Raw genomic sequence first — 20,273 nt, forward strand, 5'->3', positions numbered from 1 at the left:
TGGTCGTAGCCCTTGGCTTCGCCGCCGAACTTGGTTGCCAGCACGGTGGTGATGGCTGCCGTCAGCGTGGTCTTGCCATGGTCAACGTGACCAATGGTGCCCACGTTGACGTGGGGCTTGGTACGCGTGAATTTTTCTTTTCCCATATTTAACTCCGAAAAGTAATGAGTTCAAACCATTAAAAACGCCGTACAACCGCCAAAACCAACACGCCAGCGGCCACGCACAAAACTGGTGCCCTTTGCGGGAATCGGACCCGCGACCTCTCCCTTACCAAGGGAGTGCTCTACCACTGAGCCAAAAGGGCTTTAAAACTTTTACACACAACCAACAACACACCGACTGTGGAGCGGGGTAGGAGAATCGAACTCCTCGCTTTAGCTTGGAAGGCTAAGGTATTACCACTATACGAACCCCGCACAGGCCCGCCTTGCAAATCTAACAGTCAGCTTGTCACTGGTGGAGAGGGCTGGATTCGAACCAGCGTACTCGTAAGAGGGCAGATTTACAGTCTGCTGCCATTAACCACTCGGCCACCTCTCCTCGGTGAACTCCGGATTATGCCATTAATTTGTGTCTCCACAACATTCGGCCGCAAACAATTACCAATCTATCGGCGTTTCTCCTGCCCGCACCAGGAATTCATTGGCCTGGCGGAAGTGCCCGCAGCCAATGAAAGGCTGTGGCGGCCGTAGCGCCGACAAGGGCGACGGGTGATTCGCGGTCAGGACCTGGTGATTGCCGGGCGCAGCCAGCACCTGCCCGGCCAGTTTTTGCGCGTGTGCGCCCCACAGCAGGAAAACCACCGGCTTGCCATTGGCCAACACGGCCTGCAGGATGGCGTCTGTCAGCACCTCCCAGCCCTGGTCGGCATGGCTGGCCGGCTGCCCCTGCTCCACGGTGAGGCAGGTATTGAGCAATAGCACCCCCTGCTGCGCCCAGCGCACCAGCGAACCGCTGGACGGCTGGGGCCGCGGCGGCGCAGCGGGGTTGGCCTGGGCCGCTTCCCAGGCCAGCTCCTTGAACACGTTGCGCAACGAAGGTGGCAGCGCAATGCCCTGCGCGACGGAAAATGCCAACCCTTGCGCCTGCCCCGGGCCATGGTAGGGGTCTTGCCCCACGATCACCACCTTGACGTCCGCCAGTGGCGTCAGCTCCAGTGCGCGCAAGGGGTGTGGCGGATAAATGACCGCGCCAGCCTGCAGCCGCTGACGAATGAAGGCCTCCAGGCGCTGCCCCGCCGGGCTGCCCAGAAAGCGCTCCACCGTGGCCTGCCAGTCCGGCGCCACCAACCAGTGCCGGGGCTCCCAGACATCCAAAGCGGGAGCGGACGGCTCTGCCCCATCCGCATCGGCCGAAAAAAAGTCCTCTTGCAGCCCGCGACCGACCGCCATGCGCCAGCTCCCGGACTCAGCCGAACAGCGCAGCCAACGCTTCACCCGGATCGGGCGCGCGCATAAAGGCCTCACCGACCAGGAACGCGTTGACGCCGGCGGCGCCCAGGCGCAGCACATCCTCACGGGTCTGGATGCCGCTTTCCGTCACCAGCAGGCGGTCGGCCGGCACTGCGGCACGCAGGGTCAGCGTGGTGTCCAGCGACACCTCGAAGGTCTGCAGGTTGCGGTTGTTGACGCCAATCAACGGCGTCTTGAGCTTGAGTGCCCGCTCCAGTTCCGCCCGATCGTGCACTTCCACCAGCACGGCCATGTCCAGGCTGCGGGCCATGGCTTCCATGTCCTTCATCTGCGCATCGTCCAGGCAGGCGGCAATCAGCAGGATGCAGTCGGCCCCCATGGCGCGCGACTCGTACACCTGGTAGGCGTCCACCAGGAAGTCCTTGCGCAGCACCGGAAGCTGGCAGGAGGCCCGGGCCTGCTTGAGATAGTCCACGCTGCCCTGGAAGAACTGCCGGTCGGTCAGCACCGACAGACAGGCGGCACCGTGTTCGGCATAGGACTGCGCGATGTCGGCTGCAATGAAATCTTCGCGCAGCACGCCTTTGCTAGGGCTGGCTTTCTTGACCTCGGCAATCACGGCCGGACGTCCAGCTGCAATCTTGGCGCGCATGGCGCCCACGAAGTCGCGCGTCAGCAGGCGCGACTCCGCGTCGGCGCGCATCGCCTCCAGTGATTTGCGCTGGATGGCGGCAGCCACCTCCTCGCGTTTGACGGCGACGATCTTGTCCAGAATATTGCTCATGCTTGATCCTTGTTGGCCAGTTGGCGTGTCAGTGCGGCCAGTGCGTCCAGCTTGGCCTTGGCCGCGCCGGATTCGATCGCCGTGCGCGCCAGCTGCATGCCGGCTTCCAGGCTGGCGGCCACATTGGCCGCATACAGGGCCGCGCCGGCATTGAGAATGACGATGTCCTTGGCGGGCCCCGCCTGGTTGTCCAGCACGCCCAGCAACATGGCCTTGGAGGCCTCGGGCGTCTCCACCTTGAGGGCCCGGTTGCTGGACATGACCATGCCAAAGTCTTCGGGGTGGATTTCGTACTCGGTGATTGCGCCGTTCTTCAGCTCGCCCACAAGAGTGGCGGCACCCAGACTCACCTCGTCCATGCCGTCCTTGCCATACACCACTAGGGCGTGCTCGGCGCCCAGGCGCTGCAGGGCTCGCACCTGGATACCCACCAGGTCCGCATGGAACACCCCCATCAGGATGTTGGGGGCACCGGCCGGATTGGTCAGCGGCCCCAGAATGTTGAAGATGGTGCGGATGCCGAGTTCGCGGCGCACCGGCGCCACGTTCTTCATGGCCGGATGGTGGTTGGGCGCGAACATGAAGCCTGCCCCCTGCTCCGCGATGCAGCGGGCAATCTGCGCGGGCGTCAGGTTCAGGTTCAGGCCCAGGGCCTCGATGACATCAGCGCTGCCGCTCTTGCTGCTGACGCTTCGGCCCCCGTGCTTGCTCACCTTGGCGCCCGCCGCTGCGGCCACGAACATGGAGCAGGTGGAAATGTTGAAGGTGTGCGAACCGTCGCCACCGGTTCCCACGATGTCCACCAGATGAGTCTTGTCCGCCACCTCCACCTTGGTGGAGAACTCGCGCATCACCTGCGCGGCCGCGGTGATTTCACCAATGGTTTCCTTCTTGACGCGCAGGCCGGTAATGAGGGCCGCGATCATGACCGGCGACATTTCCCCCGACATGATCTGGCGCATGAGGTACAGCATCTCGTCGTGAAAAATCTCGCGGTGTTCGATGGTGCGCTGCAGCGCTTCCTGGGGCGTGATTTTGATGGATTCGGGCATAGCGAGGTTTCCTTAAGGATTCGGGTTGTCTGTGAGGGCCAGCTTCAGGCCAAAACCAATGAAGAGCACGCCGGCGACGCGCTCCAGCCGGTGCAGGCTGCGCTGCACCGCACCGGCACGCGCGGCCAGCCACGCCGCCGCGACGGCCCAGCCGATGTTGACCCACAGGCCGTTGAAGTTGAACAGCAGCCCCAGCAGCAGAAAGGCCAGCGCCTTGTGCTCGACGGCCGGCGCAATGAACTGCGGCACAAAGGCCAGGAAGAACAGGGCCACCTTGGGGTTGAGCGCATTCGTCCAGAAGCCGCGGAAAAAGATGTCTTTCAGGCCACCGGCCGGCATGGAACCTGCGCGACCAGCTTCCAAATTCATAGCAGATGGCGCGCACGACCCAAGCATGCGCAGCCCCACGTAGACCAGGTAGGCCGCTCCCGCCCACTTGAGCAGCATGAACGCCGTCGCCGATACGGCCATCAGCGCGCTCACCCCCAGGGCGGCGGCGAAGATGTGCACAAAGCAGCCCGCCGCAATGCCCAGCGCCGCCACCACGCCGGCGCGGGTACCCGCGCGCAGGGCATTGGCCACCACGTACAGCACGTCCGGCCCCGGCGTCAGGTTGAGCAGCAGGCCTGCCGCCACGAATAACAGGAGTTGATCGGTGGCCATGCCTCAGGTCTTGAAATACTGCCGCACGGCGGCCACCGCCCGGTCCACGCCGGCGGTGTCCACGTCCAGATGCGTAACAAACCGTAGGCGGTACAGGCCGGTGGCCCGGATGCCCTGGATCTCCAGGTGCGCCAGCAGTCCGGCTGACTGGTCGCGCGCCGCGCCCGTCAGGTCCACGAACACGATGTTGGTCTGCGGGGCCTCGACCTGTAGGCCGTCGATACCGGCCAGGCCATCGGCCAGGCGCCGCGCCAGGGCGTGGTCCTGCGCCAGGCGCTCCACATGGTGCTCCAGTGCGTGGGACGCGGCGGCCGCCAGCATGCCGGACTGGCGCATGCCGCCGCCGGCCATCTTGCGGATGCGGTGGGCACGGGCGATGAAGTCGCGGCTGCCACACAGGGCTGACCCCACCGGCGCCCCCAGCCCCTTGCTGAAGCAGACCGAAACGCTGTCAAAGCACTGGGCAATGGCGCGCGCCTCGGCGCGGACATCGCCGCCCGTGTGCGCCGCCTGGGCAGTGGCGGCATTGAACAGGCGCGCACCGTCGAGGTGGCGGGCCAGCCCCTTGCGCCGGGCCAGGTCGGTCGCTGCCTGCACATAGGCAAACGGCAGCAGCTTGCCGCCCAGCGTGTTCTCCAGCGCCAGCAGCCGGGTGCGGGCGAAGTGGGCGTCATCGGGCTTGATGGATGACTCGATGTCGGCCAGCGCCAGCGTGCCGTCGCTCTGGTGCGCCAGCGGCTGTGGCTGCACGCTGCCCAACACCGCGGCGCCACCGCCCTCCCAGCGGTAGCAATGCGCAAATTGGCCAACGATGTATTCATCGCCGCGCTGGCAATGCGCCAGGATGGCGCACAGGTTGCTCTGGGTCCCGGTGGGCACAAACAACGCAGCCTCAAAACCCAGCATCTGCGCGATGCGTTCCTGCAGCGCGTTGACGCTGGGGTCGTCGGCAAACACGTCGTCGCCCAATGGGGCGGCCATCATGGCGGCGCGCATGGCCGGCGTGGGTTGCGTCACCGTGTCGCTGCGCAGATCAACAATTGTGCTCATACTGGCCTCCAATCCCCGTAAACATTGCGCAAACAGCTATGAAATTCATAGCGCAAACAACGCCTTTCAGCGCAGGAAGTTCTGCAGCATGGCATGGCCGTGCTCGGTCAGGATGGACTCGGGGTGGAACTGCACCCCTTCCATGCGCACCGCCTCCGCCAGACCCGTGTGCCGGATACCCATGATCTCGCCGTCGTCGGTCCAGGCGGTGATAGCCAGCTCCTTCGGGCAGGTGGCGCGCTCGATGGCCAGCGAGTGGTAGCGGTTCACCGTGAACTGCCTGGGCAGGCCGGCAAACACGCCCTCCTGCGTGGTGGTGATGACGCTGGTCTTGCCGTGCATCAGCTCCCGGGCCCGCACGATCTTGCCGCCCAGGGCGGCGCCAATGCTCTGGTGGCCCAGGCACACGCCCAGGATCGGCAGCTTGCCCATGAAATGCTGGATGGCCGCCACCGAAATGCCGGCTTCAGCCGGCGAGCACGGACCAGGCGAAACCACCAGGCGGTCGGGGTTGCGCTGGGCAATCCCTTCCACGGTGATCTCATCGTTGCGGAACACTTCCACCTCGGCGCCCAGTTCACCAAAGTACTGAACGATGTTGTACGTGAAGCTGTCGTAGTTGTCGATCATCAACAGTTTGATTTTTGCGCTCATGGTGTTACTCCAGCCCTTCTTCCACCAGTTCGCTGGCGCGCAGCAAGGCGCGGGCCTTGGCTTCGGTTTCCTTCCACTCCAGTTCGGGCACGCTGTCGGCCACCACGCCGGCGGCGGCCTGCACGTACAGCGTCTGGTTCTTGATGATGCCGGTACGGATGGCAATGGCCACGTCCATGTCGCCGGCATAGCTCAGGTAACCGCAGGCACCGCCGTACAGGCCGCGCTTGGTGGGCTCCAGCTGGTCGATCAACTCCATGGCGTGTACCTTGGGCGCGCCGGTGAGGGTGCCGGCCGGGAAGGTGGCCTTGAGCACGTCCATACTGGTCATGCCCTCCTTGAGCGTGCCCTCCACATTGCTCACGATGTGCATGACGTGGCTGTAGCGTTCCACGCAGAAGGCGTCGGACACCTTGACGCTGCCGATCTGGGCGATGCGGCCGATGTCGTTGCGCGCCAGGTCGATCAGCATCACGTGCTCGGCGCGCTCCTTGGGGTCGTTCACCAGCTCCACCTCGGCCGCCTTGTCCAGCTCCGGCGTGGCGCCGCGCGGGCGGGTGCCGGCCAGGGGGCGGATGGTGACCTTGGTGGCCGGCACGCCCTCCACGCTCACCTGCTCCTGGCGCACCAGAATTTCCGGCGAGGCGCCCACCACATGGAAGTCGCCAAAGTGGTAGTAGTACATGTAGGGGCTGGGGTTGAGCGAACGCAGGGCCCGGTACAGGCTCAGCGGCGACTCGGTGTAGCGCTTCTTGATGCGCTGGCCCACCTGCACCTGCATGAAGTCGCCGCCGGCGATCAGCTCCTTGGCGCGCTCCACGGCGGCGATGTAATCGGCCTTGGCAAAGTCCCGCTGGGCCGGGTGGCTGGACGTGGGCTTGACGGCCGGAATGCTCACGGCCTGCGCCAGCCGGTCTTTGAGCTCACGCAGCCGGCGCTGGCCACGGGCATAGGCCTCGGGCTGGTCAGGGTCGGCGTACACGATCAGGTGCAGCTTGCCCGAGAGGTTGTCGATGACGGCCAGCTCCTCGCACTGCAGCAGCAGGATGTCGGGGCAGCCCAGCTCGTCGGGCGGGCAGGTGGCTTCGAGTTTTTTCTCGATGTAGCGCACGGCGTCATAACCGAAGTAGCCCGCCAGGCCACCGCAGAAACGCGGCAAACCCGGGCGCAGTGCCACCTTGAAGCGCTGCTGGTAGGCGGCGATGAAGTCCAGCGGGTTGCCGCTGGCACGCTCCACCACCACGCCGTCAGTCACCACCTCGGTGCAGGCGTCCTTGCCAAAGCCGCTGGCGCGCACCAGCGTGCGGGCGGGCAGGCCAATGAAGCTGTAGCGCCCGAAGCGCTCGCCCCCCACCACCGACTCCAGCAGAAAGCTGTACTTGCCGGTGTCTGCGTCCTGGGCCGCCACGGCGCCCGGCGCATGGGCCAGCTTCAGGTAGAGCGACAGCGGCGTTTCCAGATCGGCAAAGGCCTGGGCCGTCAGGGGAATGCGGTTATAGCCTTGCGCGCTCAAGGCCTGGAACTCAAGTTCGGAAATCACGGTGAATGCCTCTCAATGTCTGGGCGGGGCCGATTGCAGCCATACCGCCAGCACCGCCCGGAGCAGTGCCTGTCTTCAGGGCCCCCGGAGAGCGGGGGAAAACGGGTGAGCGTGTGCGCGCCATCCCGCAAGGGGAATCAGGCAGTGTGCCGTGCGCAGCGCTCAGGGCTTACGGTCAGCGTACGCCAGGGCCAGGCTCCCCGGTCGCTACAACCCGCAATGAAGACGCGATGAATGAACATGCCCCCAGTGTAGCAAACCGCCGCGCTGCGCCCGCCCGCTCCGGAAATACACTCCAGCCCGTTATTGGTAAAAACCCTAGGTTGTTACAAGCTTGTAACGGCGCACAATGGGTTTGTAAAAAAGAACGATCGTTCACTTTTTAGGAAATTTTCCATGCACCTCTTCAAGCATTTTCTGGTCGGCGCCACCGCCCTGGCGATGGCTGCCACCGTTGTCGCAGCCCCCAAGGAAGTCAATGGCGTCCGGTTTGACGACAGCGCAACCGTCGGCGGCACCAAACTGCAACTCAACGGCGCGGGCACCCGCTACAAGGCCATCTTCAAGGTGTATGCCGCAGGCATGTACCTGAGCAAAAAGGTGAGCACACCGGAAGAGGCCTATGCCGCGCCCGGGCCCAAGCGCATCAGCATCACCATGCTGCGCGAGATTGACTCCCATGAACTGGGCAAGAGCTTTACCAAGGCGTTTGAAGAAAACACCCCCAAGGCCCAGATGTCCAAGCTGATTCCGGGCCTGATCAACCAGGGCGAGATTTTCTCCGCCCAGAAAAAAATGGTCGCGGGTGACGGCTTCACCGTGGACTGGATTCCGGGCACCGGCACCGTCATTTCCGTCAAGGGCGTGCCCCAGGGTGAACCCACCAAGGAGCCTGAGTTCTTCATTGCCATGATGCGCATCTGGCTGGGCGCCCAGCCCGCCGACTGGAAACTCAAGGATGCCCTGCTGGGCAAGGATTCCTGACCAAGCTAAGCCACGCGCTTCGATGCGCGAAAACCCTGATGCGTGGCGGCCATCGGCACGCGCAGAATGACCGCATACAAACGAACAAACGTTCACCTTTTTGACTGGATAAACCCATGCGTCTGACACATCACTTGCTGGCTGGTGCCGCGGCTTTGTTCATGGGAGCGACCGCCATGGCCGCCACCACCGAAATCTACGGCGTCAAGATCGAAGACAGCGCCACCGTTGCCGGAACCAAGCTGCAGCTCAATGGCGCCGGCACCCGCTTCAAGGGCCCGTTCAAGGTGTACGTTGCCGACCTGTACACCACCAAGAAAATCAACAGCCTGGAGGAGTTGGTTGCCGCCCCCGGGCCCAAGCGCATGACCCTGACCATGATGCGTGAAATCGAGGCGGGCCCCTTCGGCAAGCTGCTGACCCGTGGCATGGAAGACAACAACCCCAAGGCGGAAATGTCGAAGCTGATTCCCGGCTTGATGAAGATGAGTGAAATCTTCTCCGCCAACAAGGTGTTCCTGCCCGGTGAAACCATTCTGCTGGACTGGATCCCCGGCACCGGGTTGGTCATTTTTGCGCGTGGCAAGGTTCAGGGCGAGCCCTTCAAGGAACCCGAGTTCTACAAGGCCCTGATGGCCATCTGGCTGGGCCCCGTTCCCGCCGACTTCAAACTGAAGGACGCCCTGTTGGGCATCAAGTAAACGGACGTTCGCCCCGCTGGACCGGGTCTCTGGGCGTCTATCGGCCCCAGGGAATATCGGCCAGCGAATCAGTAAAGGCGTCCGCGTCCACGGCGCGCACGGGCTGGCCGTGGTTGTAGCCGTAGCTCACCAGCAGCACCGGACAGCCCGCCGCACGGGCGGCCTGCGCGTCGTTGCTGGAATCACCCACCATCAGGGTCTGGCTGGGCACGCTGCCCAGCAGTTCGCACGCCTTGAGCAGCGGCAGAGGGTCAGGCTTCTTGCGCTCCACCGCGTCACCCCCCAGCGTCAGGGCAAAAAATCCATCCAGACCCATGCGACACAACAACTCCCGGGCAAACGCCGTGGGCTTGTTGGTCACACAGGCCAGTTTGAGCCCGAACGACTGCAGCTGGCGCAGCCCCTGCACCGCCCCGTCGTACACCCGGGCGTGCTGGCCGTTGATGGCGCCGTAATGCCGCTGGTAGCCTTGCAGGGCCTGCGCAAAGAGTGGTTCATTCGTTGCGGCGGCCGGTTCAATGCGCGCCAGCAGGCTGTGGATCAGGTTTTCCGACCCCTTGCCCACCAGTTGCCCCACCACCTCGCGCCGGACCACATAGGTGGCAAACGGCGGCGGCAGGTCAGCCAGCATGCGCTGCAAGGCCAGCACAAAGTCATCCAGGGTGTCGACCAGCGTACCGTCCAGGTCCACGATTGCCGCGGAAAAATCCCGGGGATTGAGCGCCATTGCGTCCACGGCCATGTCCGCTTAGCCGCGCAGGGCCGCGCGCATGGCATCCACCACGCTCTTGTAGTCGGGCTTGCCGAAAATGGCACTACCGGCCACGAAGGTGTCAGCACCGGCATCGGCCACGCGGCGGATGTTGTCGGTCTTGATGCCGCCGTCCACCTCCAGGCGGATGTCCTTGCCGCTCGCCGTGATGCGGCGGCGCACGTCTTCGATCTTGCGCAAGGCCGAGTCGATAAAGCTCTGGCCGCCAAAGCCCGGGTTGACGCTCATGATGAGCACCAGGTCGATGTCGTCGATCACCCAGTCCAGCACGTCCAGCGGTTCAGCCGGGTTGAACACCAGGCCGGCCTTGACGCCCTTGGACTTGATGGCCTGGATGCTGCGGTGCACGTGGCCCGACGCATCGGGGTGGAAGCTGATGAGGTCGGCCCCGGCGTCGGCAAAAGCCGCGGCCAGCGCGTCCACCGGGGAGATCATCAGGTGCACGTCAATGGGCACCGCCACGCCGGTAGCCGTCTTGGCATGGGGTTTCAGGGCCTGACACACCATGGGGCCGAACGTGAGATTGGGCACATAGTGGTTGTCCATCACGTCGAAATGGATCCAGTCGGCCCCGGCCGCAATGACGTTTTTCACCTCGTCGCCCAGGCAGGCAAAGTCGGCAGACAAAATGGAAGGGGCAATTCGGTAGGTCATGGGAGTCCGTCTAGGTACAGTTGGAGACAGGGCGGGGCCGCTGTCCCGCAGGGTTTCAGGGTCATTATTTTCGCAGGTAGCATTGCACCATGCCCAAGTACCAATTTTTAGTGGAAGTCGCGCCCCAGTATTTGCCCGACCAGTCCACCCCGGACGAAGACCTGTACGTGTTTGCCTACACCATCACCATCACCAACACGGGCGATGTGACCGCGCAGCTGATTGCGCGCACCTGGAACGTCAACGACGCCAACGGCCACACCGAAAAGGTCAAGGGGCTGGGCGTCATCGGCCAGCAGCCGCTGCTCAAGCCGGGCCAGTCGTTCGAGTACACCAGCGGCACCCGGCTGCGCACCGCCACCGGCACCATGCATGGCAGCTTTTTCTGCGTGGCCGAAGACGGCGAAAAGTTTGACGTCGATGTGCCCATGTTCGTGCTCGACGCCCTGAGCGGCGACACCGGCACCGGCGAAAGGCGCACACTGCACTGATGGGAACCCTTTCCACATCCGGACCCGACCTCGCCGACCTGCTCGACGAGCTGGACCCACACGCCGGTCAGGTGCACCGCCACCTGTGGCTGATCGCCCTCCTGGACTGGATCCGGGGCAACGGGGCATCGGCAGAGGCCGCCGCCGCCCGGGTGGACATGCTGCTCGACGTGCTGGACGCCCGGCCCCACACCACCGAACGCCTGCAAGCCTGGTGGCGCCAGCTCATTGGCACGGTGGACGGCTCGGTCCTGCTGTCCGACTATGGGTTTGCCTCGCGCAATGCCTTCGTCAGCGAATTCGTGGAGCGGTTGCACCGCAAGCTGCTGCCCGCGTCGCCCGAAACGGCCGATGCCGGCGAACTGTTTGCCCTGGTTCTGTCGTCCGAGCAGGATGCGCAATGGCTCAGCGCCCTGTCGCCCGCCACGCTGCAACGCCTGGCCGCGCTGCTGACCGTACCCAGCGCCAATGTGCCGGCTGGCGCGGCCACACCACCCACCTATTGGCAAAGCACGCTGCTTGAAGCCATCACCTTCTGCACCAGCCAGATTCGTGCCGCGGGCTTCTCGCCCGAAATTCGCCTGCGCATGCACACGCCGGCCCGGGACAGCACGCCGTTTCACTCGCTCTCGGCCGACCTCGACGCCGTGCGCAACGCCTGGCTGCGCGGCGACGGCCTGGAAGAAGCGGTGCAGCATTTCCGCGCGCAACTCGACGCCTGCCGCCAGGCCGCCGCCTCGGTCTACACCCACCTGGACGCGCACGGCATTTCGCTGGATCTGGTGTTTCGCCTGCGGCAGCTGCGCGAGCGGGTGTTGCGCATCCGCGCGCTGCTGGACTGCCTGCTGAACGACCCGGCCCACGCCCACTGCGTGCGACTGCTGTCCAACCTGGCCGCGGTGGGCCAGGCGCAACGCAGCCTGGGCGCACTGGTCAGCGCCAGCTCCTCGCTACTGGCGGCCAAGGTCGCCGAGCGCAGTTCGGAAACGGGCGAACACTACATCACCCGCACCCGCGGCGAGTACCGCGCCATGCTGGGCCATGCGGCCGGCGGCGGCGCCCTGATGTCCATCACCACCCTGCTGAAGTTCTCGGTGCTGGCGCTGGGCCTGTCGGCGTTCTGGTACGGCTTCTGGTCGGGTGTGGTGTATGCCGTCAGCTTTGTTGTCATCCAGCTGCTGCACTACACGGTGGCCACCAAGCAGCCGGCCATGACCGCGCCGGCCATGGCCGCCAAGCTGCGCGACATCGCCGACCCAGCCCACCTAGACGCCTTTGTGGACGAAGTCACCCACCTGGTGCGCTCGCAGGTGGCGGCCGTGCTGGGCAATGTGGCGGTGGTGTTTCCGGTCGCCGTCCTGCTGTCGCTGCTGCTGCAGTGGTTCACCGGGCGGCCCGTGATTGACGCCGCCACGGCCGACCATGTCTTCCATTCCCTGGCGCTGTGGGGCCCCTCGGCCCTGTTCGCGGCCCTGACCGGCGTGCTGCTGTTTGCCTCCAGCATCATCGCGGGCTGGGTGGAGAACTGGTTCGTGCTGCACCGGCTGGACTCGGCCCTGCGCTACAACCCCCACATCACCCGCCGCCTGGGCGTGGCCCGGGCCGACCGCTGGGCCCACTTCATGCGCCGCCATATCTCCGGCTTTGCGTCCAACATCTCGCTGGGCTTCATGCTGGGCCTGCTGCCCGCCATCCTCGGTTTTCTGGGCCTCGCCGCAGAAGTGCGCCACGTTACGCTGTCGACCGGTCAGCTGGGCGCGGCCTGCGCCAGCCTGGGCTGGGAGGTGTGGCGCAACCCCGCCCTGTGGTGGGCGGTCGCCAGCCTGCCGGTGATCGGCGCGCTGAATGTGGGCGTCAGTTTTTACCTGGCTTTTCGCGTCGCCCTGCAGGCCCACAACGTTTCCGGCGGCGGGCGCGTGCGCATCCGCAAGGCGGTGCTGCAACGCCTGCGTCACGCGCCGCGCAGTTTCCTGTGGCCGGCCAAGGACGAAGCCTGATGGGCGAGTTCGAGCTGATTGCGCGTTACTTCACCCGCCCCACACCCCAGGCCGTGCTGGGCGTGGGGGACGACTGCGCACTGCTGCAGCCCGCAGCCGGCATGCAGCTGGCCATCTCCACCGACATGCTGGTGGCGGGTCGGCATTTCTTTGCCGATGTGGACCCCCGCACCCTGGGCCACAAGGCCCTGGCGGTCAACCTGAGCGATCTGGCCGCCTGCGGCGCACGGCCACTGGCCTTCACCCTGGCGCTGGCCCTGCCCACCGCAGACGCGGCGTGGCTGGAGCCGTTTGCGCAGGGGCTGCTGGCGCTGGCCGATGCCCATGGCTGCGAACTGGTGGGCGGCGACACCACACAGGGCCCACTCACCATCTGTATCACGGTCTTTGGCGAAGTGCCCGCCGCCGCGGCCCGCCGCCCCGGACAACCCGGCACGCAGGCCCTGTTGCGCAGCGGCGCGCGTGCCGGTGACGACCTGTACGTCAGCGGCACGCTGGGCGATGCCCGCTTGGCCCTGGAGATGCTGCAAGGCAAACTATCGCTGCCCGAAGCGGTGTTTACCCCCGCCCGGCAACGCCTGGAGCAACCCACCCCGCGCGTGGCACTGGGGCTGGCCTTGCGCGGCATTGCATCCGCCGCCGCCGACGTGAGCGATGGCCTGCTGGGCGACCTGGGCCACATCCTGACCCGCTCCGGCGTGGGCGCCACCGTGGACACATCACTTGCTATGCATTTGCTAGCTGCCAGCGCCCATTACGCGGGTGCTGCAGGCCCGTTTGAGCAGGATATTGGCACCGCCCGGGCACTGCAGTGCGTGCTTGGCGGCGGTGACGACTACGAGCTGGTGTTCACCGCCCCCCCCGGGCAGCGCGCGGCCGTGCAGGCCGCCAGCAGCGCCAGTGCCACCCCGGTCACCCGCATCGGGCAGATCGACGCCGCGCCCGGCCTGCGGCTGGTCGATGCCCAGGGCGCGCCGGTAACCGGGAATTTTGCCGCCTTCGACCACTTTGCCTGACACGCCGGCCCCGCTGGGCCTCCTGCGCGGCAACGCCGGCCGCTGGCCGATAATGCCGGCCATGACCGACCCGTACGCCTCCCCCGTCACCGTGTTCCCCGCCGACCCCGGCCAGCCCGCGCCGGTGGCACGCCCCAGCGTACGTTTTCTGCTGTCGCACCCCGCGCACTGGCTGGCACTAGGATTCGGCTCCGGCTTATCCCGCATTGCACCCGGCACGGCTGGCACGCTGTGGGCCTGGATTGCCTTCATCGCACTGACTCCCTGGATGAACGACGCCCGCTGGGCCCTGCTGATCGGCCTGAGCCTGCCTGTTGGCTGGTGGGCCTGCAGCGTCACGGCCCGCAACATGGGCGTGCTGGACCCCGGCAGCATCGTGTGGGACGAGGTGGTGGCTTTCTGGCTGGTGCTGTGGCTGATCATGCCCACGGGGCTGGTGGGCCAGGTGCTGGCCTTTGGCCTGTTCCGCTTCTTTGACGCCGTCAAACCCGGCCCCGTCGGCTGGGCCGATGCGCTGTACCACCACTTGGACCCCGCCACGGACACGGCCGCCTGGCGCAAGGCCGGTTTTGGTATCCTGTTCGACGATCTGGTCGCCACCGGCTGCACGGTGCTGGTCATCGCCGCCTGGAGGTTCTTCTGATGCCAGCCAGCGCCCGCAATGCGCTATTAAATCAGGAGCTATCGACGCAGATTCTATGCGCCTCCATTGCCGATTTGCTGCTGGAAAACCAATGGCTACTGGCCACTGCGGAAAGCTGCACTGGCGGCCTCATTGCCGCCGCCTGCACCGATCTGGCGGGATCGAGCACCTGGTTCGAGCGCGGCTTCGTCACCTACTCCAATGATGCCAAGACCGAGCTGCTGGAGGTGGACGCCGCGCTGATCACCCACGAGGGTGCCGTCAGTGAAAGCGTGGTACGCGCCATGGTGCAAGGCGCCGTGCGACACTCCCGCGCCCAGGTGGCCGTGGCCGTCACGGGCGTGGCCGGCCCTGCAGGCGGCAGCCGCGAGAAACCGGTAGGCACCGTGTGGTTCGGTTGGGTCACGCCGGCCGGCGTCGCGAGCGAACGATGCCACTTCGAAGGCGACCGCGCCCAGGTGCGGGCCGCCACGGTGTTGCACGCTCTGCGCGGGCTGCTAGTTCGGCTGCAAGCTGCCGCATCTACCACACAACGTGATACTTTTTAGCAACGCAAGCCAGTGTTTCCACCGATAGAATTGCATACAGTGGCCCCGTCGTGAAAACACCGTCCACCGCGTATTCCATCAGTCAACTTTGTACCCAGAGAGGATTCCCATGAAAAAAATCATGCTCGCAACCGCGCTCATCGCCGCCTTTGCCGCACCCCAGGCCTTTGCCCAAGCCAAGAATTTTGAAGGTTTCAGCGTTTTCGGTGGCCTCAACGTCGCCAACTCGAAGATCGAAAACAACACCACAAGCTCCGCTACCAGCACCTCTACCAACGTAACCCTGCAGGCGCAATACGCCTGGGCCCTGGGTGACCAGTTCGTTCTGGGTGTGGGAGCTGCGGCAGGTGCCGGCGATTTGACGTTCGCTGCCGGCCTGGCCGGCGACATCAAGCTGAAGGACAACGCCGCCGTGTTCATCGCACCGGGGTTTGCCGTGAGCAACTCCACCTTGGTGTACGGCAAGATTGCCTCCACGTCCGGTACCGTCTATGACAATTCCGGCTCGTTCAGCGTGACGGGTGTCGGCTATGGCATTGGCGCCCAGTTCAAGAGCGGCAACAACTTGTACTACCAGGTGGAATTCCTGCAAAACAACTTTGCCGATAAAGACTACGGTGGCAAAACCTGGAAAACCAGCACCGGCGGCCTCTCCTTCGGCGTGGGCTACAAGTTCTGATTCTTCAGTCCCTTCGGACAATAAAAAACCCGCCCATAGGCGGGTTTTTTATTGCCGGCTACGGCACCTCACGCGCCGTGGCATTTCTTGTATTTCTTGCCGCTGCCGCAGAAGCACAGGTCGTTACGGCCCGGCGTGTCGGCGCGGTGCACGGTTTCCACGCGCGGGCCGATGCCGCGCCAGATTTCGCGCAGGTCATACACGGCCCACACCGCATCGGCAAAGGCGTTGAGGCGGGCCACGCTCATGCTGGGCACCCCGTCGTCGTCAAACGGCGACACCTCGGGTTCGCCCGTATCGTCCTCGGTCATCGCGACGATGGCCTGCAGGGACGCGTCCAGCCACTTGGCGGCGTCCTTGTCGCGCGGGGGCGCCCATTCCTCGGGCCAGGCTTCCACGGCGTACATGAAGCCCAGCGCCCACACCTGGCCAAACGCCGGCAGGGCCTCGTCCCCCAGGTCCGGGCGCTCGGCCTCGGGCAAGGCGGCAATGGCGCCGCGCACGTCCATCACCTCGGGCTGGTACACGCCCTCCTCGTCGAGTGACTGCACCGGCGTGTCCAGCGCCTTGGCCACTTCGGCCCAGCGCTGGTTCCAGATGTGCAGGAAACGCTCGCGCTGCGCTGCATCGGCAAACGCGCCTTCGCCACCGTCTGAAGTGATGCGCTCGCCTTCCGGCGCAATGGCCAGCAGCACGTCCAGGTATTCCTCGGCCGAGATGGCGCGGCGGCAGCAGATCAGCGCCGCCATGAATCCTTCGCAGAATTCCCACTGGGGTGTTTCGTCGTAGCGGGTGCGCAAATCGTCCAGGATGGCATCGATTTCGTCGAACGCCTCCGGCGCCAGTGGCGCAGGCACGGATACGGCAGGGGTGAGAGCAGGGTCTTGGATCATGGTGGGTTACCGTCAAACACGGAGCCGCGGAATGCGGCCCAGCGGGCATATAAATAAGGTGCAAGGCCCCGACGGGCTTTTGCGCTAGTGCGAGAGTATCCACGCAACGCTTTGGGTCACCACATCGCGCTCGATGCCGTTGAAGCCGTGGTGGGCCGCCGCCTCGCACGGATCGCCCCGGTCCCGGCCGCCGGTGAAGGCCAGCAGCTGCCTGGCGGGCGCGTGGGTGAGCTGGTCCAGCATTGCCGGAGCGGCACTGAAGGGGCACAGGCGGCAGCCGTCCTGTTCATGGTGTACCACCAGCACCGGAATGCGCAGGCTCTCCAGCGCCATGGCCGGCACTGCGCGCCCCTTGTCCTCGGTGAAGATGGTGGAAGTCAGCACCAGACCATCGGGGCCTTGGGCGCCTGGCAGTTGGGTGGCGATGTAGGCCACCGACTGCGTGCCCCGGCTGGTGCCCACCAGCCACACCGGCACCTTGATCTGTTCGCGCACCCAGGCCAGGGTGGCTTTGGCATCGGCCACGTGCTCGGCGGTCTGGCGAAAGCCCGACAAGTAGGGCGGGCTCTGGCGGTCCGAAGGGGCGTCCACCACCGCCACCCACACCCCCTGCTGGGCAAACTGCTGGCGGGTACGCACCAGGAAATTGCCTTCGAGCTGGGTAATCGCCCCGGCAGGAGAAATCTGCAGTCCGCCATTGCCGCCGGCAAACAGCAGCACGGCCGCCCGGGGCTGGGGCACGGGCAGCACCAGCAGCCGCTGCGTAACACCTGGCCGGGTGGGGATGTCGACCACCTGCTCCACGACTTGTCCGCTGGCCTGCCCCACACCCGCCAGCCACGCCACCAGCAATCCCATTTTCAGCAGTACGCGCACGCTATTTCTCCCGATTACATCCACCCCGCCTCGACCCCGTCCGATTATTCCCCCAGATCGGCCTTAGGTCTGCCAGATACAATTTCTTGACTTATGACAAGGTTTCTCCAATGGAAACCCCAGGCTTCCCACGCAATCGGTCGCAGCCCGGCATTTGCACGTAGAGTAATCAATCCGGGCTTGCGCCCATTTCCTGGCAACCACTGGCTCTCCCCATGAACAAGTTCAAAATTTCGACGCGCCTGCTGCTGCTGATGGGCCTCTTCTCGGTTCTGCTGGTATCCATCGGCGGCATGGGTCTTTTCGGCATTGTCCGAAGCAATGATGCCTTGCACACCGTGTATGTGGAGCGCACCTTGCCCATGGGCAATTTCTCGGACATCCAGCGCCTGTTCACGCGCAACCGGCAACTGATCTCCGATGCCCTGCTGGACCCGACGGTGGAGACCTATGCCCGCAACACCGCCGAGATCGAGGCCAACATTGTGGAGATCGGCAAGCTGTGGGACACCTACATGGCAGCCCCCCTGACACCCGAGGAACGGGCGCTGGCCAAGGCCTTCATTGAAGTCCGCACCGCCTTCGTGCAGCAAGGCCTCAAGCCCGCCGTGGTCGCGTTGCGCGCCAACGACTGGGCGGAAGGCTCCCGCATCAACGTGGAACACGTCAGCCCCCTGTACAACAAGCTGCGCGCCAGCATGGAGCCGCTGCTCAAGCTCCAGATGGCCGAGGCCAAGAAGGAATATGACGCTGCCGCTGCGCGCTACGAGATCATCCGCGTGGTGGCGGTGTCCGCCATCGTGGCCGGGCTGGTACTGGCCTGGCTGTTTGGCATTGCCCTGATCCGCAGCCTCTCGCGCTCAATCAACGATGCCGTGGACGTGGCCCATGCCGTCGCACACGGGGATCTGACCCAGAGCATCGAAAGCGAAGGCAAGGACGAAGTCGCCCGTCTGATGACGGCCCTGTCTGTCATGACGCAGTCCCTGGTCAAGGTCGTCTCCAGCGTGCGCGAGGGCTCTGAAGGCGTGGCCACAGCCAGCGCCGAAATCGCCCAAGGCAACAACGACCTCTCGGCCCGCACCGAGCAGCAGGCCAGCGCCCTGGAACAGACCGCCGCCTCCATGGAGGAGCTGGGCTCCACCGTCAAGCAAAACGCCGACAGCGCCCGCCAGGCCAACCAGCTGGCCATGAACGCCTCCACCGTCGCCGTCAAGGGCGGCGAGGTCGTCGGCCAGGTGGTCGACACCATGAAGGGCATCAACGAGTCCAGCCGCAAGATCTCCGACATCATCAGCGTGATCGACGGCATTGCCTTTCAGACCAACATCCTGGCCCTGAACGCGGCCGTGGAAGCGGCCCGTGCCGGCGAGCAGGGCCGCGGCTTTGCCGTGGTGGCATCGGAAGTGCGTAGCCTGGCCGGACGCAGTGCCGAGGCCGCCAAGGAGATCAAGAACCTCATTGGCGCCAGCGTGGAGCGGGTGGAGCACGGCACGGCGTTGGTCGACCAGGCCGGTATCACCATGACCGAGGTGGTCAGCAGCATCAAGCGGGTCACCGACATCATGGGCGAGATCAGCGCGGCCAGCAACGAGCAGGCCCTGGGCGTGACGCAGGTAGGCGAGGCGGTGACGCAGATGGACCAGGCCACGCAGCAGAATGCGGCGCTGGTGGAGGAGATGGCGGCAGCAGCTTCCAGCCTCAAGAGCCAGGCCCAGGAACTGGTGCAGACGGTGGCAGTGTTCAAGCTCGGCGGCAACGACGCCGCCCCGCGCATCACCGATGCAGCCTACCGGGTTCGCAGCCCGCTGCGCCTGGAAACCCCGCAGCAGCCCTAACAGGCAGCCCCGCACCCGCAGTCGGCTCGGCGTGGCCGGCTTGCCAATTGACATGGCTCAAACATGCATGCGCTAGCCCACCGCACCGGGCTTGGCTCAGTACACTGGCAAAACAGTGGCAGCACGCCGCTGGCCTCCAATAAGAAAAGAAACGCCTATGAGACATTTTCTGAACCAACTTTCCATCATGGCCAAGCTCGGGCTCCTGAGTCTGGTCGGCATACTGGGTTTGATCTGGATATCGGGCTACATGGCCTGGGAGGAGAGCAACCTGGCGCGCGAGGACCGTGAAAACACGGTGCGCCAGACCGTCGAGTCGGTTTCGGGCGTTCTGCAGTGGGCCTACCAGCAGGAGACCTCCGGCAAGATGCCGCGCGAGCAGGCGCAGGCCCTGGCCAAACAGGCCATTGCACAGATGCGCTACAACAAGGAAGAGTATTTCTTCGTCAGCGACATGCAGGCCAACGTCGTCATGCACCCGATCAAGCCGGAACTCGATGGCAAGAACGCCAGCGCCATGCGCGACGCCAATGGCGTGGCCATTTTCGAGACCTTCGCCGCCAAAGTGCGCAAGGACAAGGCCGGATTCGTGCAATACCTGTGGCCCAAGCCGGGGCAGGATGCCGCCGTGGAAAAGATCTCCTACGTGCAGGGGTTTGAGCCCTGGGGCTGGATCGTGGGCTCCGGCCTGTACACCGATGACCTGCACCGCGCATTCATCTCCCTGGTCGTGCGCCTGTCACTGGTAGTGCTGGCCGGCATCGTGATTTTTGGCTGGCTCGCGTTTGTGATCTCCCACTCCATCGGGCAGGGGCTGCGGGCCGCCGTGAAAGTGGCGGACTCGGTTGCGCACGGCGACCTAACCGTGGAGATTTGCCCGCAAGGCAAGGACGAGATCGCCAGCCTGCTGTCGTCCATGGTCGCCATGCAGACCAGCCTGTCGCGCGTCGTCAGCTCCGTGCGCCAGGGCTCCGACGGCGTGGCCACGGCCAGCGCCGAAATCGCCCAAGGCAACAACGACCT

The 20,273-nt window shown here is 65.0% G+C and carries 22 protein-coding genes and 3 tRNA genes; 10 read left to right on the forward strand and 15 right to left on the reverse strand.

Features of this window, described 5'->3' with window-relative positions:
- From AC1Q5W_RS16475 to AC1Q5W_RS16525, 11 genes are all read right to left on the reverse strand, one after another.
- Positions 1 to 146: GTP-binding protein (locus AC1Q5W_RS16475; protein ID WP_492704274.1), on the reverse strand; the 146-nt coding region annotated here is incomplete at its 3' end.
- 86 nt (positions 147 to 232) lie between these two features.
- Positions 233 to 307: transfer RNA gene (locus tag AC1Q5W_RS16480), tRNA-Thr, on the reverse strand.
- A 38-nt stretch (positions 308 to 345) separates the two neighbouring features.
- A tRNA-Gly gene (locus tag AC1Q5W_RS16485) sits at positions 346 to 419 on the reverse strand.
- Positions 420 to 457: 38 nt separating this feature from the next.
- Positions 458 to 543 (reverse strand) — tRNA-Tyr (locus tag AC1Q5W_RS16490).
- A gap of 59 nt (positions 544 to 602) precedes the next feature.
- Positions 603 to 1,394 (reverse strand): uracil-DNA glycosylase, encoded by a 792-nt coding sequence (locus AC1Q5W_RS16495; RefSeq protein WP_492644893.1) that lies wholly within the window; start codon positions 1,392 to 1,394, stop codon positions 603 to 605.
- A 16-nt stretch (positions 1,395 to 1,410) separates the two neighbouring features.
- Positions 1,411 to 2,199 carry an indole-3-glycerol phosphate synthase TrpC gene (gene trpC, locus AC1Q5W_RS16500; RefSeq protein ID WP_492644892.1) on the reverse strand — a complete coding sequence of 263 codons (789 nt, stop codon included), beginning with the start codon at positions 2,197 to 2,199 and terminating at the stop codon, positions 1,411 to 1,413.
- Positions 2,196 to 3,251, reverse strand: a complete 1,056-nt coding sequence (gene trpD / locus AC1Q5W_RS16505) for an anthranilate phosphoribosyltransferase (RefSeq protein ID WP_492644891.1) — start codon at positions 3,249 to 3,251, stop codon at positions 2,196 to 2,198. The genes trpC and trpD overlap by 4 nt, the downstream gene beginning before the upstream one ends.
- Before the next feature lie 12 nt (positions 3,252 to 3,263).
- On the reverse strand, positions 3,264 to 3,914 hold the full coding sequence (locus AC1Q5W_RS16510; RefSeq protein ID WP_492644890.1) for a LysE family translocator: 651 nt from the start codon (positions 3,912 to 3,914) through the stop codon (positions 3,264 to 3,266).
- Positions 3,915 to 3,917: 3 nt separating this feature from the next.
- The gene (ltaE, locus tag AC1Q5W_RS16515) at positions 3,918 to 4,964 is read right to left on the reverse strand and encodes a low-specificity L-threonine aldolase (protein WP_492644889.1); all 1,047 of its coding nucleotides are present in this window, start codon (positions 4,962 to 4,964) and stop codon (positions 3,918 to 3,920) included.
- Positions 4,965 to 5,030: 66 nt separating this feature from the next.
- A complete protein-coding gene (locus AC1Q5W_RS16520) occupies positions 5,031 to 5,618 on the reverse strand; it encodes an aminodeoxychorismate/anthranilate synthase component II (protein ID WP_492644888.1) in 588 nt (195 codons plus the stop codon).
- A gap of 4 nt (positions 5,619 to 5,622) precedes the next feature.
- The gene (locus AC1Q5W_RS16525; protein WP_492644887.1) at positions 5,623 to 7,158 is read right to left on the reverse strand and encodes an anthranilate synthase component I family protein; all 1,536 of its coding nucleotides are present in this window, start codon (positions 7,156 to 7,158) and stop codon (positions 5,623 to 5,625) included.
- 396 nt (positions 7,159 to 7,554) lie between these two features.
- On the opposite strand from AC1Q5W_RS16525, the gene AC1Q5W_RS16530 reads away from it, so the two are divergent.
- Complete coding sequence (locus AC1Q5W_RS16530) at positions 7,555 to 8,142, forward strand: chalcone isomerase family protein (RefSeq protein ID WP_492644886.1); 588 nt, start codon at positions 7,555 to 7,557, stop codon at positions 8,140 to 8,142.
- Between the two features lie 116 nt (positions 8,143 to 8,258).
- Complete coding sequence (locus tag AC1Q5W_RS16535; protein WP_492644885.1) at positions 8,259 to 8,843, forward strand: chalcone isomerase family protein; 585 nt, start codon at positions 8,259 to 8,261, stop codon at positions 8,841 to 8,843.
- Positions 8,844 to 8,880: 37 nt separating this feature from the next.
- Here AC1Q5W_RS16535 and gph read toward each other — a convergent pair whose 3' ends face one another.
- Both gph and rpe read right to left on the reverse strand, forming a co-directional pair.
- Positions 8,881 to 9,585, reverse strand: a complete 705-nt coding sequence (gph, locus tag AC1Q5W_RS16540) for a phosphoglycolate phosphatase (RefSeq protein ID WP_492644884.1) — start codon at positions 9,583 to 9,585, stop codon at positions 8,881 to 8,883.
- Positions 9,586 to 9,591: 6 nt separating this feature from the next.
- Positions 9,592 to 10,269, reverse strand: coding sequence for a ribulose-phosphate 3-epimerase (gene rpe, locus AC1Q5W_RS16545; protein WP_492644883.1), 678 nt, complete (start codon positions 10,267 to 10,269; stop codon positions 9,592 to 9,594).
- An 89-nt stretch (positions 10,270 to 10,358) separates the two neighbouring features.
- On the opposite strand from rpe, the gene apaG reads away from it, so the two are divergent.
- The 6 genes from apaG to AC1Q5W_RS16575 all read left to right on the forward strand — a co-directional run bounded on the left by apaG (position 10,359) and on the right by AC1Q5W_RS16575 (position 15,643).
- Positions 10,359 to 10,760: a Co2+/Mg2+ efflux protein ApaG gene (gene apaG / locus AC1Q5W_RS16550; protein WP_492644882.1), complete on the forward strand. Its 402-nt coding sequence runs from the start codon at positions 10,359 to 10,361 to the stop codon at positions 10,758 to 10,760.
- Complete coding sequence (locus AC1Q5W_RS16555; protein ID WP_492644881.1) at positions 10,760 to 12,757, forward strand: site-specific recombinase; 1,998 nt, start codon at positions 10,760 to 10,762, stop codon at positions 12,755 to 12,757. The genes apaG and AC1Q5W_RS16555 overlap by 1 nt, the downstream gene beginning before the upstream one ends.
- Entirely contained in the window at positions 12,757 to 13,773 is a 1,017-nt protein-coding gene (gene thiL, locus AC1Q5W_RS16560) for a thiamine-phosphate kinase (RefSeq protein ID WP_492644880.1), read from the forward strand. Before AC1Q5W_RS16555 ends, thiL begins: the two co-directional genes overlap by 1 nt.
- 61 nt (positions 13,774 to 13,834) lie before the next feature.
- Positions 13,835 to 14,416, forward strand: a complete 582-nt coding sequence (locus AC1Q5W_RS16565) for a phosphatidylglycerophosphatase A family protein (RefSeq protein WP_492644879.1) — start codon at positions 13,835 to 13,837, stop codon at positions 14,414 to 14,416.
- Positions 14,416 to 14,964, forward strand: coding sequence for a CinA family protein (locus tag AC1Q5W_RS16570; protein ID WP_492644878.1), 549 nt, complete (start codon positions 14,416 to 14,418; stop codon positions 14,962 to 14,964). Before AC1Q5W_RS16565 ends, AC1Q5W_RS16570 begins: the two co-directional genes overlap by 1 nt.
- A 109-nt stretch (positions 14,965 to 15,073) precedes the next feature.
- Positions 15,074 to 15,643: an outer membrane beta-barrel protein gene (locus tag AC1Q5W_RS16575; protein WP_492644877.1), complete on the forward strand. Its 570-nt coding sequence runs from the start codon at positions 15,074 to 15,076 to the stop codon at positions 15,641 to 15,643.
- Positions 15,644 to 15,711: 68 nt separating this feature from the next.
- Here AC1Q5W_RS16575 and AC1Q5W_RS16580 read toward each other — a convergent pair whose 3' ends face one another.
- Positions 15,712 to 16,536 carry a UPF0149 family protein gene (locus tag AC1Q5W_RS16580; RefSeq protein ID WP_492644876.1) on the reverse strand — a complete coding sequence of 275 codons (825 nt, stop codon included), beginning with the start codon at positions 16,534 to 16,536 and terminating at the stop codon, positions 15,712 to 15,714.
- Between the two features lie 84 nt (positions 16,537 to 16,620).
- The gene (locus AC1Q5W_RS16585; protein WP_492644875.1) at positions 16,621 to 17,412 is read right to left on the reverse strand and encodes an alpha/beta hydrolase; all 792 of its coding nucleotides are present in this window, start codon (positions 17,410 to 17,412) and stop codon (positions 16,621 to 16,623) included.
- A 215-nt stretch (positions 17,413 to 17,627) separates the two neighbouring features.
- Here AC1Q5W_RS16585 and AC1Q5W_RS16590 point away from each other — a divergent pair, with 215 nt between their 5' ends.
- Both AC1Q5W_RS16590 and AC1Q5W_RS16595 read left to right on the forward strand, forming a co-directional pair.
- On the forward strand, positions 17,628 to 19,250 hold the full coding sequence (locus AC1Q5W_RS16590) for a methyl-accepting chemotaxis protein (RefSeq protein ID WP_492644874.1): 1,623 nt from the start codon (positions 17,628 to 17,630) through the stop codon (positions 19,248 to 19,250).
- A 157-nt stretch (positions 19,251 to 19,407) separates the two neighbouring features.
- The coding region (locus AC1Q5W_RS16595) for a cache domain-containing protein (protein ID WP_492704272.1) at positions 19,408 to 20,273 on the forward strand (866 nt) is incomplete at its 3' end.

It is taken from the genome of Rhodoferax sp. MLSD5-FHT05B10, from assembly GCF_058793415.1.